Below are 18854 nucleotides of genomic sequence, written 5' to 3'. Positions count from 1 at the left end.
ATCAATTCAATATTGTCAGTAAAGATGATGCTAAACGTAATTGACTATTGGTGAGGTCAGCATTGTGACTGGCAAGCGTTAATTGGCGATTAAGCAAATACATGACTTCTTTTTCCATTTTAATTCCTTCTTCGGCTTTGAGTTTCAGTGCCCGAGCTTCCATTTCTGTTTTTAATGGTCCGATCCAGGCTTTAATCTCTAAACCATCATCCCCTGTTTTTATTTCAGTTTCTAATGGGCAAGCAGATAACTCGATCGTGTTTGTCATGATGGCGCCTGAAATACTGACCTCATTTTTCATGCCTAACGCTTCTATCTCCACCGTATTACTCATCCCCCCGATATGGGTTGATATCTCAGTTGCGCCGACATCAATTTCCATTTTCATTTCAATTGTCGGTAAGCCATCCCCTTTGAAACTAAAAGTAGCGCCTGGCGCGGGCTCTCTGACTATTTCATACGAGACTGGAGCGCCATACGCATACACATTTGTGGTCGTCACTTTACCAACACCTGATACATCAGAAATCGTTTCTTCTTTAAAATCGCCATCTGGGGTTTGTTCTATTTCAGTACAGACGCCATTTTTCTTGTGTTCAGAGCCAACTAATTTGCCATCTTTTGTATAGGTCGCTTCATACTTCTCTCCACCATAACTATGCTCTTCTTCATCACAAATATAGCTGACAGACACACTTTTTCCATGGCTGTATTCATATGAATTTCCAATACTTTTCTCAACTCCCGTACTGCCGCCATCTAATTTTACATACACCCCATTTATCGCACCGACTTCGACCAAATGTGGATTATCTTCACTCGCTTTAGGTATCGCTAAATCATAGGGCCAATCTGTTTTATTGATCGCATTAACAGGCATGCCATCGTCGTCGGTTTCAACATGGCTTTCGGCATAACCATTACCAAATTCATAATCACAGGTATCGCCCCAAGCGTAGTTATTACCATTTTGATAAGAGAATGTGTCCGACCATACTTTCTCAATTTGGTGATCGCCCGGCTCAAACCGTTGGGCGCCGGGGATTGTTTTATTATACGAACGTGACCACGAGCCATCTTCTTGTTGTTCAAATACTTCGCCACTATCACCTAAGATATTAAACACTTCATCACTGTGGACACCACCATTGTTTCCTTCGCGCCAGTGAGCCTCTTCGTAGCCATTACCAAAGCCATATACATCTCCACCACCGTAAACGTGCTCATTACCGTCAGTAAAGATATATTTAGGGCCACAACGGCGCTCAATTAAGTAATCTCCAGATATTTCCATCTGCGTTGTGAGTGTCTCCACGGATTGACCTGCGTGATCGATCACTTGAAATTGATGTATATCTGAATAATCAGTGGCTTGACCCTGTGAAGTAAGAGTGTAGGAACTTGTGGCACTTTCTCCTAGCACTTGGGTGGTTAAACGCTGCCCACCTTGTATGTCTTTTCGCTCGATGCCTTGGGTTAACAGCACAAATCCAGAACCATCATGATTAGGCGCACCTAAGTGCATATAAGTTTGATTGGTTGGACATTCTAGCTTGATGCGGTTCTTCCCTTGTTTGTCTTCTATTTCTATTTTGTTTCCGCCAGCTGTTTTTATCATCGAATTGGTCGAGTTTTCTGCACGCACTAACGAGCTTTGTTCGCCTAAATCGGAAATAGTGCCCGCTATAACGGGCTTATCGGGATCACCGCCAATAAAACTCAATAAAACGCGGGTTCCTTTTCTAAGGGGAAAGTGCATTCCTTCATTTGTTCCGCCGTAAGGCTGAATCATTCTGATCCAATGAGATGCTTTGCCACCCTCGCGATCTTTTCGATCAAAAGGAAGTTTTATTTTGTAACGGCCATACTCGTCCAGTTCTGCATACTCTCCATCGGTCTCCGAGTCGATAATGCCATTTAATGTTCCATTAATTTCAGGTTTAGAGGCCTGTTTTAACGGCACATAATCAAATTGGTTCGAGCAAGCCGTGACCGTATTTTGATAACCAACAGGCAACGATGTTGACTCAACACTTTGGAATGCATGTAAGTTCGCCCCTTCATGACTGATTGTTTCGATTAAATACAACGGATTATTAAATACGAGCCGTGGATGGCATTGTAATGAAAACAGCAAGCCGCTCCCCATTGTTGCCAGTTCACTTTGTAAAATATATTGCTCTTTGTGGCAGCGATAAGCATTTGCATGAATTTGGCATAATTGATCCCCTTCTTCTGGCGTGAGGATATTCAATCCATAAATATTAATTTCACCGATCCCCTGACTGTCTACTTCGATTTCACCTCTAACATCGAGTGAAGGAAGGGCTTCATTGAAATCCCGTAAAATCACTTTTTTGGGAATACTCTGTTGGCGACAAATAAAAGAAGACACATAGTCAATATGATCGGTCAGCCTCATATTCGCAGGCTGATAAATAAGGGGGGCTGCTTGAACTGTTTGATGGCTTTGTAAATTATCACAAAACACTAATACAGCATTTTCTTCTTTGGCATCAAAGTAATAATATATCCCTTCTCGTTCGATGATTCGCTGCAAAAAATTCAGATGAGTCTCGCTATATTGCAGCCTAAAGGGCCAACTTCGATAGTGTTGTTTCAGATCAAACCTAAACTCAGACGCAGTTAATCCTACTTCTTCTAAAATTGTGGTAATGGTTTGCTCGACAGTTTGATCTAAATAGACCTCATTAGATTCAAATGCGCTTAAGCACCATGCCTTTGGTACTAACTTTGCTTTAAATAACACACCATCGACTACATATTGGCTTTCTTCGAACTGATTAATCACACCTTGAATAACTCTGAGTGGTTGATTATTGAAATAGAAAGTGAACTGGGCTGTTTGGTTAACTAAGACATTTGAGTCAAAATTGACGTCTGCGCATTTAAGATCAATATCAAAATGAAACAATTGCGACAGACCTTCCTGACCTTGAAAATACTGAACCTCAAAAAGGTCCGCAGCATGTCCCGTCACTTCAAATGTAAAATAATAATTGTTCATTTTCCGTCTCCCGCAATATCGCTGCGCAACTAAGTATAGTGCTAAGTATTTAAAATAATTATTTTTTCGAAAATGTTACTCCATTTGGCTAGGCTATTAAGTTCAGCATCGCTGAGGTTAATTTGAGATCTCCTGATCCTATCTCAAGAGCTTTTCGCTCAATTTCCATTTGTTTTAACACGATTGCGATGGTGTCGTTATGTAGCTTAATAGCATCTTCTTTTTTAATATCGAGTGCTTTTTGAGATAAATAAGTCCCGATAGCTTCTCCTCCTATTTCTGCTTTAGCTGTCATGCCACCGATGCCAATTTTTACATTGGTTTCTAACACTGTTTCTGAGATTTTTACTGTGTTTGCCATCAGCGTGCCATCAATTTTAATAGCGTTACTCATGCCCATTGCCTCAATTGAGACACTATTGCTCATCACACCTAAATGGGTTGCAATACTCGTCGAACCAACATCAATCACTAAAGAGGTGCTAAACGTCGGCAAACCATCTCCTTTAAATGAAAAAGCGGTACCGGGAGCAGGTTTATTGACTATTTCGTATGAAACGGGTGCTTCATACGCATAGACGCGGTCTTCCGTTTTTTTGCCAGCTCCTGACAAGTCTGTTTTTGAATAGGTGGCGAAATTTCCATCTGGAGTACTCATCCATTCTTCTGAAATTCCTCCCCCGGATTTACTTTCAAATACTTTGACCCCTTTGCCATTAAATTTTAGCTCGTGACTGGCACAACCATGGCTTATCTCGAGTGTTTTGCATTTATGGTTGACCTCTATCGACTCTTTTTCAAATGTATATTCATAGGACTTACCACTAAACGTTTTTTCAACCCACACATTGTCCACATAACGCCAATTCATCGAAGGTTTGCTGACATGTGAAAAGTCATCAGCAGGGTTTGTCATTGTGCCCCAGTAAGGCCCGCCAACCTTGAGTAAATCATGATCTTTGATTTCATTTATCTTGGTCGTTTGCGACATGTGATTTTCTGTATAGGAATTGCCTAAGTTATAATTCCAATAGCCACCAAAGTCATAAATATTGCCTTTTTGTATATTCAATGAGTCATGATGAGCCACTCGGACACGCGAATAACTTAAGTACCGCTGCCAAATAGCCATGACCTTTAAGGCATTAGCCACCCGCTCTTTCGTTTTATCCTTTAATTTTGTCAACATGGCATTGGATGACTCTAAAATAGATTCAGTAGAACGCCAGCCTGAACGAAGAAAATATTTCTCACCTATATATTGATGGAGATGATCTTGCGCCATTGTTTGAGCCATTTTTGACGCTTTAGTGGTTAACTCTTTTTTTAACGTGTACTTTTCTTCGTCAATACTGATGTGCTTTCCTTCAAGTATTCGCGCATTGAGGTCGGCTTCTTTCGCTAAAATTGGATCTAACCACTGCTGCTTGATGGTATTGTAAAAGGCAGATTCTGCTTCGGATCTTGAACTGTAAAGAGGGGTTGATTCAATCTGTTGAAACGTAGATAGGAGAGTTTGATTATAGTTATCAAATCTTTCATTATTGATAATTGTTTGAGCTGCAGCTGCTAGTTGTTGATTTCTTGCAGTTTCAGCTGCATCAACTTGCATGATTGCTTCTGAATCATAATCAATAATATTAGCCACAAAGAGATTCATTGTTTCATCAATAAGTTCCTCGGGGCTCTTACCTCGCAGCGTCGTTTGTGAACTATCGTAGTAATAATACGCACAATGCACAGCCCAATTGGTGCCAAAATTAAAATGTTTGTTTTGATTACTGGGCTCTGTTAATCCAGTTTGACCAAGGCCAGTTGCGAAATAATTAAACTGGTTACCTTGTGACCAATTATATTGATTACCTTGCGTGCGTGAAACAATATACGCCCCATCAAGTTCCTTTGAATAAGACAATTTAACTGGAGGGGTTGCGGTATCGACCAGTTTGCCATTGCTATCTTGTTCATAAAACAAAAATGCTGGCACATAACCGATATAATTTTGCCAATCACTCGCCTGTGTTAACGGTGAAGCCGCAGTAGTTTGATTAACTAAGCATTTGTATGGTTTTCCATTAAAATTGACCAAATCACCTGCTTGGTATGACTTAGCGCTGTTGTATAACTCGGAAGAATCGGTATTGGTTGCGCCACTATAGGCACTGGTTTGAATCGAAACATTACTGCCTCCTTTAATCACTTTACGCTGCACACCATTAGTGACCATCACATAACCTGAACCATCGTGATTGGGTGCACCTAAATGAAGATAGGTATTATTGGTCGGGGACTCTAATTTGATTCTATTTTTGCCTTGTTTATCTTCAAACTCAATTTTGTTACCACTGGGAGTTTTAATGACACTATTGGTTTGATTAGCATCTTTAACGATACTGATTTGCTCTGCACTATCAGAAATTGCCCCCGTAATATAGGGGCGATCGGGATCACCACCAATAAAGCTGATCAGTACGCGAGTCCCTTTTCTAAGTGGAAAATGCATCCCTTCATTGGTTCCACCGTAAGGCTGCATCATACGTAACCAGTAGGAGGCCTTCCCTCCTTCGCGATCTTTTCTATCAAAAGGAAACTTCACTCTATAGCGTCCAAATGAATCAAGCTCAGCGTATTCACCACTTGATTCTGCATCAATAACCGCATTCAGTGTGCCTTTAATTTCTGGCTTACAATCAACATAATGCGGCGCATATTCAAACTGCTTTGATAACGCAATAAAGGAGTTGCTATAGATATTTTGCTGATCATCACTGTGATTCAACATCATCCCATTAATCCCATGATGAGTGACTTGTTCAATGAGGTAATGCTCTTCATTCAATGCCGCTCTGGGGTGATGACAAAGATCAAAACTCAAACCCGGACACATTAATGCATCTTCGCCTTCACCAATATATTCTTTTTTTCGGCATTTAAACGCATTCGCATGGATGGTGGCCAACGCTTCGCCTTCTTCAGGGCTGAGTATATTGAGGCCAAATATATTAATATCGCCAATCCCGTTGCTATCTATCTCAACTTCACCGCGTACATCTAATGAAGGTGACTCTTCATTAAAATCTCTTAATGTGACTTTTTTTGGCAGGCTGTTTCGTTTGCAAATTAGATTATGGCATCGATTAAATTGTGTTGATGCATCCAAAGAAGTAGCTGGCTGGAAATTAAGTGGACTATGCTCGAGTGTTTTCAACGACTGAAGATTATCGGTAAATACGATCACCGAATGACTCTGGTTATTCTCAAAATAAAAATAGATGCCCTCCCGCAAAATAATCCGTTGAATAAAACTAAGGTGGGTTTCTTTATACTGTAGTCGAAAGGGCCATTTTCTGTATTCTCTCGATAAATCAAATCGATAATGCGTTGCTAATATGCCCGCATCTTCCATTATCATGGCAATTGTTTCTTTAATTGTTTGATCTAAGTAAATTTCGTTGGTTTCAAATTTCGCTAATGTCCAAGCTGTTGGGACTAAAGTGGCTTTATAAAGTGTTTTATCAACTAAATATTCTGTTTCTTCAAAACAACTCAGCAGCCCATTTACTTGTCTTATTTCTTGCCCATTAAAATAGATTATTAAAGTCGCGTCTTTGTTGATTGCAACGTCAGCATCGAGTTCTAAATTTGTTGAGCTAAGCGTCAGATTAAATTGAAATAACTGTGACAACGCCTCTATGCCCTCAAAGGCGTGAAGATCAAATGAATCAGTCGCAAACCCCTGACATTGAAATGAAAACGTATATCGTGACATTAATCCCTCATTGAAGTCTCAGCTGCGCTTCTATCAGTACTTGTTCTTCTTTAGCGCTCAACCAGGTATTTCGACCGAGTTGAATGTTTTTTGAATTTGATAAGCTCAACTCATAATTGCGCGAATTTTCTGTTTTTATTCTTAGTTCAACAACAAAGGGTTGAATCAAAAAGTATCGGATCAGGTATTGTAGACTTTGCCAATGTTGATCGTGATTAACCCAGTGATCAAACTGTTTTTCAGAAAGTGGCGAAATCACTATCAACAATTTTGATTGTTTTTCTTTGAGTTTATGACCAAGCAATGCACATCCACCTAAACTCAATGAATCAACACCGAGCTGACTACGTTGCACGATAGGTAAGAGTAAGGTTCTTTGCTGACATTGTTTAATTTCAACAGTTGCATTATCAAACAGCCGACTTAATAAACTTTTCAAACCGCTGACCGTGCCTTTTTGATGACGAAATAAATTAATATTGTTAATGATAAAGGCAGGATCTGGAAAATAACGTAACCATTGCTCACCTTTAAAACCAATCATGGAAAACATAAACTCATACAATTGATGTTGTACAGATTGTTGCAAGTGACCGGAGTATTTTGTTTTAGCTTCGAAATACAACTGGTATAGCCTTTGATGAATGACATCAATAAAAATACGGCTGGCGTGTAACTCTTTTTTTTGCGCTTGAATAATCTCCTCGGTAAAAAACTTTGGTAATGGCGAATTTTGTCCGTATAACCCCATTAAATTTACTTCAAGAAAGTAGATAAACTCGCTTTCATTTTGCATTTCTTTAACAATCGCAACTACTTCAGAGCGTGCGTATGACATCGCCAAATTAGGTCTGATCCGGACTTTTTTCGCTGCATCGAGCTTTTGTACCGTCGCCAATTCACATAGTTGTTTATAGGCTTGAATAAACGAATATCGACTCGCGTGCTCAATTAACTGTGTTTCACGCTCTATTACAGTGAGCCCATTAGCATTGGCCATTGCATTTGCTCCCCAGTTCTTAAATCGATGGTAACTAATTGGCAAAAGCTATTTAAAGGTGTTTGTAGGGCAAACAATTGATTAAGGACCGCAGAAAAAAGAAATTGATCGCCTATATTACTAAAATGCTCACCATTAAACCCTACTTGAATTTCTTTACCTCGGGTGATCACCCCCTGATAAAAATGATCTTTTGCGCTCACTTGCACACTTTCGATTGCTGCTATGCGAAATAAATTAGTTTTTTGTTTTGCTGATAGTTTCGTTTGCTTTGGAATGTGATGAGATAAGATTTTTTTCAACTGCTCTGCATCTTTAATTGCATTTAAACTGAGCGCTTGATCAGAAATCACTTGCCACGCGGTATGAGTGGCTACTTGGGCATGCTGAAATTCACTGCATACGGTGATATTTTCAAAATGCACTAATTCAGGGCTACTGCTGGTTGGTTTGCGTAATTGTCCGAGTGTGACTTGCTCAGCCAAGCGCCCTTGAGAACACTTTACTTTTGCCCGAAGGATTTCATCTTGCTCTAAAGGATATTTACTTGAAAAGCTAAGTCCTAGCCACGTGGACGTAATGCCATCTTGCGGGCCAAACTTGCGGTAAAAGTGATAGCCTGGTTTATCTGAATTGAGTTTTTTAGGTCGTAAGACATTTTCAAATTTTCGATTTGTTTGCCTATTTTGTTTTACGCCTTCCACTGATAATACATCCACTATCTCAAGATTAAGATCTCCTGATAGCGCATCAAATTTTGAGTAAATAGGAAATTCATGTTGAGACTCAGATAATGTTAAAGGCTCTGCAAAATGTTCAAACTCATTAACAACTGGTGATGTATAAAGATGAAAATGGCTAACGTCAATCTCAGGTAACGCCCAGTTAGGTTGATCAAATTCTACCGTTATAGAAAAAGCAACGCCCGCTCGTTGTTGCCAGCTCTGTATATCTAACTCGACACACATAAATTTTTCTGGAAACGTGAAATACTCTTGCAATAATTGATGAAGCGGAGCTGCATCATCATATTGAAAAAGCTTAGCGTCAGTATCAAAACCGATTAATTTAACCTTTTGGGCACTCAAAAGATGTTCCCCGATATCATCTTTTATAACGATCCCATTGACGTTTCGGGCAAACATTAATAACCATAAACTGGCATCGGGTAAGGCTTGGTTTAAATGAAGCCTCAGTTTACCAAACTCATAATTTGCAATATCGTTGCGACTGGCATCAAAGTCAAACTTCAAATGGATAACACGTTGGTTTTGCGAGTCATGAAGTTTATCGGCTAATTTTGTTGTCACCGTGTTCAGTTCGATGGGGAGCACTTCAATGGGCCAACTGTTTGTAAAACGACAATGTTGTTTGGAAGTGTTGTAACCCACAGGTTCAGAATCGAAACACTTTCCAGCTTCAATTAGCATGGGTTTGAGCAGATTAGTCTTTGGTTTAAACGAAAGGATTGCAGCACTGGGCAAAGGCTGCATAAGCGTCGGAGTTAACACTTGTGATAAAGATTGTATCGCTTGAGGAAATGCATTATCCACCTCTTGCTTAAACTGCGCACTTAAATACGCAACCCCTTGTAGAATCATTTCCACATCAGGGTCATTACTTTGCCTCGCTAAATGTTCAGTTAATGCAGGGTGTTGCTCACTAAATACTTGCGCCGAGCTTTTTAGTAGTTTCAATTCTTTTTGATATAGCTTATCTAATGAACTCATAGTAGCGAGACCTCAACTGTATTATCGAGCCTGACTTTAATTTGGCATTTAAACGTCGATAAATCATAGCACTGTATTTTAGCGGTAAACGCCACCAAAGCATTGCTGATAGTGTTTGATATACTGATGGTTTCAAATTGCTTTATTCTTAATTCACCCTCTAGCACCTGATTTTTGATGTAAGCAATTAACTCATCAGAGTGCCTCCCTGCCGTACTTAAATTCATTATTGGCATGCCAACATGAGGCGTAATTGCCACACTGCCTGTTCGGGTATTGAGAATATTAGCTAAATAATGACATATCGATTGTTCTATCAATAATGGTTGATCATCAGACATATCATGCTGTGAGTCTAAAAAGTTAAGTCTTTCAGTTAAACGAAGCATTATGAGTCATTCCGCCAATCGGTTTCGAATGTGATATCGCCGTGGGGACCCCAATCCCATTTTATTTTTTGATAAGCAATTGTGACTGTTTCCATAAACCTTGTTGTGTCACTGCTTGCGTTATTAGGGTTGGGCATAAAAGGTGAAATAGCCGTCAAATGCGCATGGGTCAGGATGACTTTGTAATAGAGTTCTTCGACCCCTCGCTCATTAAATCGGTACCAATGAAACTCTATATCCAATTCTTCTTTTTCTACTAGAGCTTGATAGAGTTTTGGCGTGCTTTTATCAATCTCTTTTAAAATATCAATTGGCTTATGAACAACAGAGCCATTACTAATGTTTTTATGTGTTTGAAACGGAGCACTTACGCAGTGCGAAAATGAATATAGATTGATTTTATTTTCACGTTTATTCCTTAAAGACGAACCATCAATCTGACCTTGATTCTTACCACTGACAACCATATACCCAGAGCATTCCATCATAGCTCCTTATGAGAAATATTAAGTTGTGCATCAAGGGTCACCGTTTCATTTAGAAACTTAAAATGCGGCGTAAGCACAATGTCAACATCATACCAATTCATATCCGTCGCCTCTCTCACCGTCACTGATGCATCTTTCAAAGGTCTCTGAGCCTGAACCGCTTGAGTCGGTAAGGCGACATCTGAAACAAACTGACGAAGCCAATTATTGATAAAACTATTGAGCTCCAATTTAGTATTAAATGATCCGATATTCTCTCGCGTTAATATTTTTAAACAATGAATGATCCGCAAGACAATAAATAAATACTGTAATTGAGCTTCAGCCATCGTAGTCGCGGTTTGATTCTCAAATGATTGACTGACATGATACCAAGCGACTGAATTGGCACTTTGATAGAGTAATTGCCCTGAGTAATATCGACTACAGATTGGATTAAAACCCAAACTAACCAGTTCAGCTTCTTTGGTTTCGGATAACACTAATTCGACTGGCAATGACGAAGTTGGGCAAGTTTGAAGGGGTAATGTTATTTCGCCGCCTTCAAGCCCAACCAATGCGCTACAAAAGCCGTGTGTTATAAAGCTTTTAATCAAATTATGTGTAAAAGCAAAAGCAGCATTCGTCCACAAGCAGCTCTCTAAGTTTTCACCCACTTGTTCTTTATACCAATCTAGAGTTGTTACTTCTTGAGAATACGGTCGTCTAATCATAATTCGAGGTAAGGTCAAACAAACATAGCGCGCACTTAAAGATTGTGAAAAGCTACGCCATTTTATATACAGAGGTGAGGAAAACAGTTCAGTTAAATTCGAGTGCTCGGTTATATCCTGATATTGATTGGCTCCGAACAAGCTTGCTGATGCACCGCTTATAAGTGGGACATGCGCTAATGCACATACCTCACTGATTTTTTTTAAAAAATCAATATCTGTCCCATTACGTGAAAAAGCATAATCTAGCAAAACACACCCATAGGGGATCCCACCAAACTGACCAAGACTGTCTCTATAAAGTAGTTGATATAAATCACTGTCATTTGCAGTTGAGCTATCACAGACATCTTCACGCAATTGTTCAAGGTTAAATGAGATGCAATCTATCTGACAATTATCTTCAGCTGAAGAGGCTTGAGTTAACCAAGCAACCCCTCGCCATGCAGACTCCATTTTCTGCCATTTAGGATGGTGTAAAATAGTATCTAAAATCTCGGATAAAACAGATTCTAGCTCACATACTAAGCATTCTAATTCAGCTCTTTTGACTTCAACCTGATTAAATAGTGACAATTTTAGTTGTGAGCAATGAAACTGCTTTGCATAAAAATGAAAATGAGATTGCTGTAACGCACTGCGTATCTGAGCGATCAAGTCATGTATTTCTGCTAAGTTTGGCTCATTCGTAATAATTGAATATGGCGAAAAGTCACTGAGCTTATTAATATCAAACTCTATTGTGAAATACTGGTTTTCAACATTATACAATTGACATAAACGCGATATTTCCAAATCTAAAGTAATCGAGATGTCTAAACTTGCCATCACCTTCGAAAAGCTTTCCTCTGAAATTTCAAATGGAATAAGCTGATAATCACTCTCTCTTTCAGTTAAAAGCGGAGCAATAACGAGCACCCGAAAAGGTAAGTTACCCTCAGTATTATGGATGAAAGAAATATCCTGATATTTATCCATTCATTATTTCCAACATTGAGCGATAAATTTAGGTGGCTGTGGTGGCTGCTGATTAAGTGATGATAATAGCTTGCCTGCTCCTTCTAAGATAAAACTGGCATCCAGATAGCGAATTTTGAACTGATCTAGCACATAAAATGACTCTGGAAATTCTTCTAGCTCGAAACGTTTTTTGCCCGATTTGAAATCTTCCATAAAGTGAGTAAGTCCATCTTGACCGGGATACTCTTTTACTATTTTTTTGTTCCCGATAGTGAACGATAAAGAAACCGGTCCACAGCTTTGATCCCAGGCAAAGTGTTTTTTAATAATAAAATTATTATTCACTAATGATTGTGGCCCAGAGGCACAATTGAGAACCAAGTCCGTTTGGCTCACATATAAAAGAGCACTTGGATTCAAGCTCGTCGGATTAGCTGTAATGTCGAGGCTAAACGACTCAAATTTCTGTCTCATCCCAAAATCTTTAACACGAGTCAGATAATTTAAAAAGGCGGGAGTTAGCGCAACGTAATTATCTCCTACGCGCTTGTGGCTATATCCTCCCCCTTGTTTTGCGCGTAAAAACGGTGCGATATTGCTGTCGACCATTCCCCATAAAACACCCGTCTCTCCATAGGCGTAACTATCTAATTTATAATCAGGAACACCATCAATCTCAAACAGGAACTTTTCTTGCCAAAGATCATTCAATTTACACGCTGTTTCTTGTGTCATAAAAGACTCAAGTAATTGGACGGGTCCTTTATACACTTTCCAAAAAGGTGCGGTATCAAGCCCTTCTTTGCCTATTAAACCTTGTAGGGTTGCTAAACTCGTTTGCACCGCAGCCAGAGATGTTCCGGCAGACATCGGGTTATCACTGTTCGAATAAAGCCCACTTATACTTGTATAGGACGACTGTTTTAGCTCAACGCTAAATACTATTTCAGCTAATTTTGCTTTGTAATTATCAAGCTCAGTCGCCGCTTTTTGAAGGTTTAGCTCTCTTTCTGAAGGGCCTGGGCCTGAACCATTGGCTTTATCGAGCTTTTTCTGTGTTTTCAAGCCACTTTTTGCTGATTTTGAAATAGCTTTGCCTACGGCACCTGTTTTACCAATGACTTTCAAAGCTAGCTTAGTTAAAACAGCATTTTTCTTTTTATTATTATTTACTTGGTCGTCACTCAGCGCCAACATGTCTTGGTAATAAAGTGAAAACTCCATCCATTTAGGTACATCTGCATCATCTTTGAATGCTGCTAATTGAAAGTCCACATCGTTCAATAATTTGAAATAAATATTACGGCTTGTGGTGAGGTTATTAATGACTTTTAACCATTGCGTGCGATCAGCTAGGGTGAATTGACCTTGTTCAAATTCAGATAAAAAATACCCCCAATTAGCTAAATAATTTACCCGATAATCTTGAACAAATAACGGTTTGTACTTAAGTAAATAATCATTATCTTGGCCCAGCGCTTGAGTGATATCATTAAAGAAATTATCAATGACTTCTTTCCCTGCCACGGTATACGCTTTTTGTACCTCAATCCCTGAAGTATTTGGTAACGTGCCTTGCCAGTAGCTTTGTAACGTCACATTTTTTATTGATTGATTTTCGTTAACCCAATCGACTAACCACTCCATATTGTCATTTGTTTGGCTTAATAAATTAACGACTTGTTTTTGATAATTCTGCTTTTCAGTCTCAAGGCTGGCTGAATGTCGTGAATTTAAAGAAGATGAGATAAGCGAAAAACGCAGAAGATAAACCTGATTAATATCATCTAAAATTTCATTTGGAATATCGCTGATATATCCAGAATCATAGGGCTGCGGCATCAAGGCTAATTCGTCATTATTTGCACCACTTTGCGCCGCTTTTATCAAATTGATTCTTCTCGATAAAATATTGATATAATCGACTCGTTTATCAAGTGACAATTCACTTCCTTGCATGTTGGAAGCAAACTTTTCATCAAGAGGCGAAATAATCCCATTTTCAATTTTATTGATTACATTGGCTCGCATCAGATTCAACTTAAGCGGATCGTTTCCAGTCGGTAACCAGTGGCTGATATTCAGTGAATTTAGCTGCTCAATAATTGAATAACGAAGCGTAATGTCAGACAAAAGCCCTGATTGTGAATCTAAATTCAGCTGCTGACTTTTATAATCTTCGAACACAGCATCCAGTGTGGTGATGTTTCGCTCAAATGTAAGAAAAATCAAACCAACTAAAAAAGCACTGGCACCTGCATAAGTGATATACCTTTTACGCTTCACTATATCCGATTGTGTTATCACCTTATTTTTGACTGCATCACTCCAAGTGAAGGCGCAACCCTCAAGTAAGCCATCAACAAAACAATCATCTGTGTGCTCTCGCATCACAATAAAAAGGCCATTGCACTTCGGTGCCGATTGAAAAGAGTTGTTTGCAAATAAGCGATTTAAGCACCGGGACAATGACTGCTCTATCTCATTTGCCTTAGCAGGAAGTTGAGCTGCTTCAACAGAAAACCCCTCATTAACAAGATGTGATAAAGCCCCTTGATTGAAGATTACTTTTAATTCAGCAAAATGCTCTTTGACTAACTGCTCAATTGGGATTTGATTTTCATTGATAGACCCAAACATTTTTTGCTTGAGAAATGGATCCAAATTAGCTAGCCAAGAATCAATGCCACTTAATTGCTCTAAACCAACCAACACAATATTAATTTTTATCTCTACACCGCAGTATGTTTTGATGTCTTCATATTGAGTTCTGATTAAATCAGCAAGCTTTTGCTGCTCAATGATGGTTTCAATAGCACTGACATTAATTGAGACTAATAAAGAGTCGATTGGAAACACTCTTTTAGTGCCTGCCAGACCATTTAATAATTGCAACCATTCACTTTTGGCTGCGGGATTATCTTGAGAAATCAAATATGCATCGACATCAAGCATCATAAAGTCATTAAATATATGCCAATCGATGTAGGGGTATTCGGTTAACGTGCTGTCTTTGATTTTTGGTCTATTAATTGACGAGGCTTTAACCCAGTTACCATCAGAATTATCGACTTTTAAGTGCATCACCCATTTAATGGAGTGAGCTGAGCTGATATCACTGCGTTTAATAAATGCCTGCAGTTTATTGAGGTGTTTATCGATATCTTTTTTGAATAAAAATTGAAAAGAGGAAAGAGTTTTTTTAGATGAACTACTGGAGCCTATATTAATGAGTTTTTCAACTCTATTTTTAGCCGCTACCCGTTTGAAGAAGTAGATAATTAACTTTATGCCATACCAAGTTGCGAACACCGCAACAAATGCCCAAATACCCAGCATAAGTTCAAGTTCAAGTAATACCGTTGTGGTAATACAAATACCTAATACAATGAGCCAAATAAACATCACCAACATAAACTTTAAGAAACTTTTCATTTTAAAAAACCTTGGCTTATAGCTGATTGATTAACTGAGATAATGAAGTTAAATACTCACTTCTAAACAACAAATAACTGATTAAAACAAAAGCAATGGGACCCCATACCCATACTTCATCTTTAAACTGACTAAATAGCAGGTTGTCGTCCAAGAGTTGCCTTTTTTGTGGCACTTTGTGGCAAAATAAACTCAACTCTGATTGTGTATTTAAGAGTTTAAAGTTTGCATGAATAATTTCGTCTAAACGGCTCCGCTGACCCACATCAAAATAACAACCTGTAAAACCAAAGGCTAAACAGTACAAATAAACCTCACGAATATTTTGCTCGACTTCATTAAACTCATTTAGCTGATCTAATGTTTCAAAAAAAACAGTCCCTGCAGTTTGACTCTTAAAATATTGTTTCTGGAGTGTGTTTTTAGCCCAACGTTCACGAGAGGCCCATTGTGAGTTCATTACTTTTTCATCAATAAGGGCACATAATGCAAATAAGGCTTTATCAAAATCGTCAATCTCAAAGCCTTCAGCCAACAAAGTGTTTTTGCTATGGGCTATCTGTTGAGACAATTGATCTGATAACATCTCGATATCCAAAGATGAGTCTTCTTCGAGCTTCTGATCAAGAGTGGACAGTTCTGAAAAAATAGGAATAAATGCGTCGATTAATTTCATACATTACCCCTTGACCGCAATAATTTCTATTTGAAGATCATTTGGACCATCAGGCCAAATCAAACCAACACGAGTAGTTTCTAATACCTTCTGCCACTCAAAACTATGCGTATCAAATGAAAAATAATAGCTATTGGGTGCACTGGCGACACCTAAAGGTTTTCTTGATAAATAGTGAAGTTTAACCCCAGGCAAGGCCCTTTTAATGTAAATATCAACTTGGCCATCAGCACCCATTTTTGAGTATTCCAAAATCTCATCAACTCGTGTCTCGAGGTTATCTTTACTTCTTAATCTTAGATAAAACCGGTTTGTATGAGATAAAAACTCAGGTGGTAAAGTCGCTACAAATTTCGATTCACCTTGTTGTGTTAATTCAATGAGTAATTCAGGATCAATGGTTAATTCATCGAGCAACTTACTCGCCATTTTAAAAGCTCTAGAAAAACAAGCTGTGAGGTTATTTTGATTGAATGGAATAATGGAATGCCCTTCATCAGCACTTTCTCCAAGTACAGAAATATTCCTAGAAAATAAACTTAACTGAGCAATAAGTTGACGTAACAGCATGTAAAACTGTTGTGGAGATTGCTCTTTACACTCTTCAAAATGGGCGACTTGAGGTATAAAGCCCGCAACTATATTCAGTGCCATCAATGTCGATAAACTAGCACTTGAAAGTTCAGTATGCTGACCACCTTTTAGGGAACTAAAACTTTCAAGCTGTTCAAAGCGAGCTAACAAACTTTGTTTGAGCCCTTTAATGTTATCTTGTAAAACAACCGAAGACGCGATGGATATTACGGGTGGGATGAAATCTGTATCTAAGCAAAACACGCCAGATTGGCTCGATATTGCGGCAATTTTTATGCATGCACAATGGTTATATTTGGCAAGCTCATTCTCACTGATAAGTGCCGTATCAATGTTGAGGGTTGTCAGTTGTGTTGACTCTTCTGTATCAAATAAATCAATCACTTCAGCTGCTTCATTTTCGACATACCGAGCAATACCACGATTAGGGTGACTTAAATTATTGCTATCGATTGAGATAGGGCAAACTGCGATATAAATCGATATAAGATTATTTTTGTCCGCTAAATCGGCAGTAATTGATAAAGAGTTTAATGAGCAGTTACCTGGAAATACTAATAAGGTTCCATCAGGTAAAACAGCCTCTAGTTTATGAATTTGTACTACACCATTTTGCAACGAAGGAATATCAATATTAAGGCTTGCGATCCCTGAGACTATTCCTGTTTTGATAGAGCTATACGCGTGTGCTTGAGCCAAAGTTTGCAAAGATAAATGTTGGAAATGCTGTGGTTTTAGAAATAAGCCTTGATTCCAGAACAAGGATTTTAAAGGATCCATCTGAGATCACTCCTATGATTAAAATGCTTTAGCTACAAACTTCTCAAATTCGTTTTCACCTAATTTACTGTCAATTTTAAGTTTTGCTGGTCGTATTATGTCTGGTTCTGGCTCTGAGTCCTCTGAAAACAAACCAAAAGTGAGAGTATCAAACCACGATTTTTCTACCTCTGGGGGACTGATAGTAATCACTGGTATCGTAATTATTCTGACCGATTGCTGCGGCTGCGATTGAGCAAATCCAGCAACAAGAGCAATAAATTTTGCATCTTGCTGACGCGCAAGCTCAATGGTGTATGTTTGGTTTGGCGCTAAATTAACAGTATCGATAGATATAGCATTGGGCAGCATTTCTAAAGGTTCAACCATCGCAGTTCGCACCCCATCTTGAGTTTTTAGTAACGTCGTTAAGCCTGTGATATCACTTAGTTGGATCACTCTAATTTGTGTCATATGAGCGAGATCATTAAAACTATTGAGTTCACTGCTTGCAGATAAAGTAATAATGAGTGCAGCTTCATTATATACCCATTCAACCAATTGATTATTCGGATGATTTATGTCCCAGTTCCGCCAAGCCTTAGCATTTTCAAGCCAATGGTCTTTTTGGGTTGGATCCGCGTAAGCAACAGTTTGGCTTACATTACCTGCAGCTGCATCATCACCAAAAAAAGGAATGCTACTGCAACCAGTTAACGAAACAATCATCAACAAAAGTAATATAAGCCGTTGCAAACTCAATAGTTTAATTATCATGTTGGTTTATTCACCTTCACCTGACCAATCATCAATTGCTGTAGTACCACACACAACATGATCCGCTTGGATTTGACCATAGGTAAAAATGACATTTTCAAACGGCATTAATCCATCATTTTCAGGAATCAAGATATTTGGTGAAATCGTATTGATACTAACAATTTTCGCACGCTGTAGAGTAATATTGTAATACTCTACAGGCTCACCCGCGCTCGTTTCATCAGGCGTTCTAAAAAATCTCAGAATTACTTCGAGCTCAGAGGGAGAAGTAACAGAGTTTAATAATAGCGGTGAGCTTTTATCTATAAACTTGGTAACTTCAAGGTATTCGTGCTTTCGCGTCCCAGTTACTTGACCTGTTAGGGAGTTAGTAGGCACTGACACTTTATGATTGTAAGCAAGCACTAATGCTTCTTCCTCATGATCTGATTTAAAAAATGACCCTATGCTTTCTTTAGAGCAAGACTCTTCTGTTAGACATCCTTCAGGATCATTGATAGTCATATAAATTTCTGTAGGCATTGCAAATTCCT

At 38.7% G+C, this 18854-nt stretch carries 12 protein-coding genes; all 12 read right to left on the bottom strand.

Annotated features, from left to right (window positions below):
• Position 1 precedes the first annotated feature (1 nt).
• The 12 genes from tssI (PULV_RS21125) to tssD (PULV_RS21070) all read right to left on the bottom strand — a co-directional run bounded on the left by tssI (PULV_RS21125) (position 2) and on the right by tssD (PULV_RS21070) (position 18843).
• On the bottom strand, positions 2-3028 hold the full coding sequence (gene tssI, locus PULV_RS21125) for a type VI secretion system tip protein TssI/VgrG (RefSeq protein WP_193332589.1): 3027 nt from the start codon (positions 3026-3028) through the stop codon (positions 2-4).
• Between the two features lie 88 nt (positions 3029-3116).
• The gene (gene tssI, locus PULV_RS21120) at positions 3117-6797 is read right to left on the bottom strand and encodes a type VI secretion system tip protein TssI/VgrG (RefSeq protein WP_193332588.1); all 3681 of its coding nucleotides are present in this window, start codon (positions 6795-6797) and stop codon (positions 3117-3119) included.
• 7 nt (positions 6798-6804) lie between these two features.
• Positions 6805-7797, bottom strand: a complete 993-nt coding sequence (gene tssG / locus PULV_RS21115; protein ID WP_193332587.1) for a type VI secretion system baseplate subunit TssG — start codon at positions 7795-7797, stop codon at positions 6805-6807.
• Positions 7770-9527, bottom strand: coding sequence for a type VI secretion system baseplate subunit TssF (gene tssF, locus PULV_RS21110; protein WP_193332586.1), 1758 nt, complete (start codon positions 9525-9527; stop codon positions 7770-7772). Before tssF ends, tssG begins: the two co-directional genes overlap by 28 nt.
• Entirely contained in the window at positions 9524-9916 is a 393-nt protein-coding gene (locus tag PULV_RS21105) for a GPW/gp25 family protein (protein WP_086743503.1), read from the bottom strand. Before PULV_RS21105 ends, tssF begins: the two co-directional genes overlap by 4 nt.
• Positions 9916-10404 (bottom strand): type VI secretion system tube protein TssD, encoded by a 489-nt coding sequence (gene tssD, locus PULV_RS21100; protein WP_227009451.1) that lies wholly within the window; start codon positions 10402-10404, stop codon positions 9916-9918. Before tssD (PULV_RS21100) ends, PULV_RS21105 begins: the two co-directional genes overlap by 1 nt.
• Complete coding sequence (tssC, locus tag PULV_RS21095) at positions 10401-12095, bottom strand: type VI secretion system contractile sheath large subunit (RefSeq protein WP_193332585.1); 1695 nt, start codon at positions 12093-12095, stop codon at positions 10401-10403. The genes tssD (PULV_RS21100) and tssC overlap by 4 nt, the downstream gene beginning before the upstream one ends.
• 3 nt (positions 12096-12098) lie before the next feature.
• Positions 12099-15512, bottom strand: coding sequence for a type VI secretion protein IcmF/TssM N-terminal domain-containing protein (locus PULV_RS21090; protein WP_193332584.1), 3414 nt, complete (start codon positions 15510-15512; stop codon positions 12099-12101).
• Positions 15513-15528: 16 nt separating this feature from the next.
• Positions 15529-16188, bottom strand: a complete 660-nt coding sequence (gene icmH, locus PULV_RS21085) for a type IVB secretion system protein IcmH/DotU (protein WP_086743507.1) — start codon at positions 16186-16188, stop codon at positions 15529-15531.
• Positions 16189-16191: 3 nt separating this feature from the next.
• Positions 16192-17562 (bottom strand): type VI secretion system baseplate subunit TssK, encoded by a 1371-nt coding sequence (tssK, locus tag PULV_RS21080; RefSeq protein WP_193332583.1) that lies wholly within the window; start codon positions 17560-17562, stop codon positions 16192-16194.
• An 18-nt stretch (positions 17563-17580) separates the two neighbouring features.
• Positions 17581-18318: a type VI secretion lipoprotein TssJ gene (locus PULV_RS21075; RefSeq protein WP_086743509.1), complete on the bottom strand. Its 738-nt coding sequence runs from the start codon at positions 18316-18318 to the stop codon at positions 17581-17583.
• A 6-nt stretch (positions 18319-18324) separates the two neighbouring features.
• Positions 18325-18843: a type VI secretion system tube protein TssD gene (tssD, locus tag PULV_RS21070; RefSeq protein WP_086743510.1), complete on the bottom strand. Its 519-nt coding sequence runs from the start codon at positions 18841-18843 to the stop codon at positions 18325-18327.
• Positions 18844-18854 lie beyond the last annotated feature (11 nt).

This window comes from Pseudoalteromonas ulvae UL12 (assembly GCF_014925405.1).
GTDB lineage: Bacteria > Pseudomonadota > Gammaproteobacteria > Enterobacterales > Alteromonadaceae > Pseudoalteromonas > Pseudoalteromonas ulvae.
Note: the sequence above shows the minus strand (reverse complement) of the source record. Positions and strands in the feature narration are given on the sequence as shown.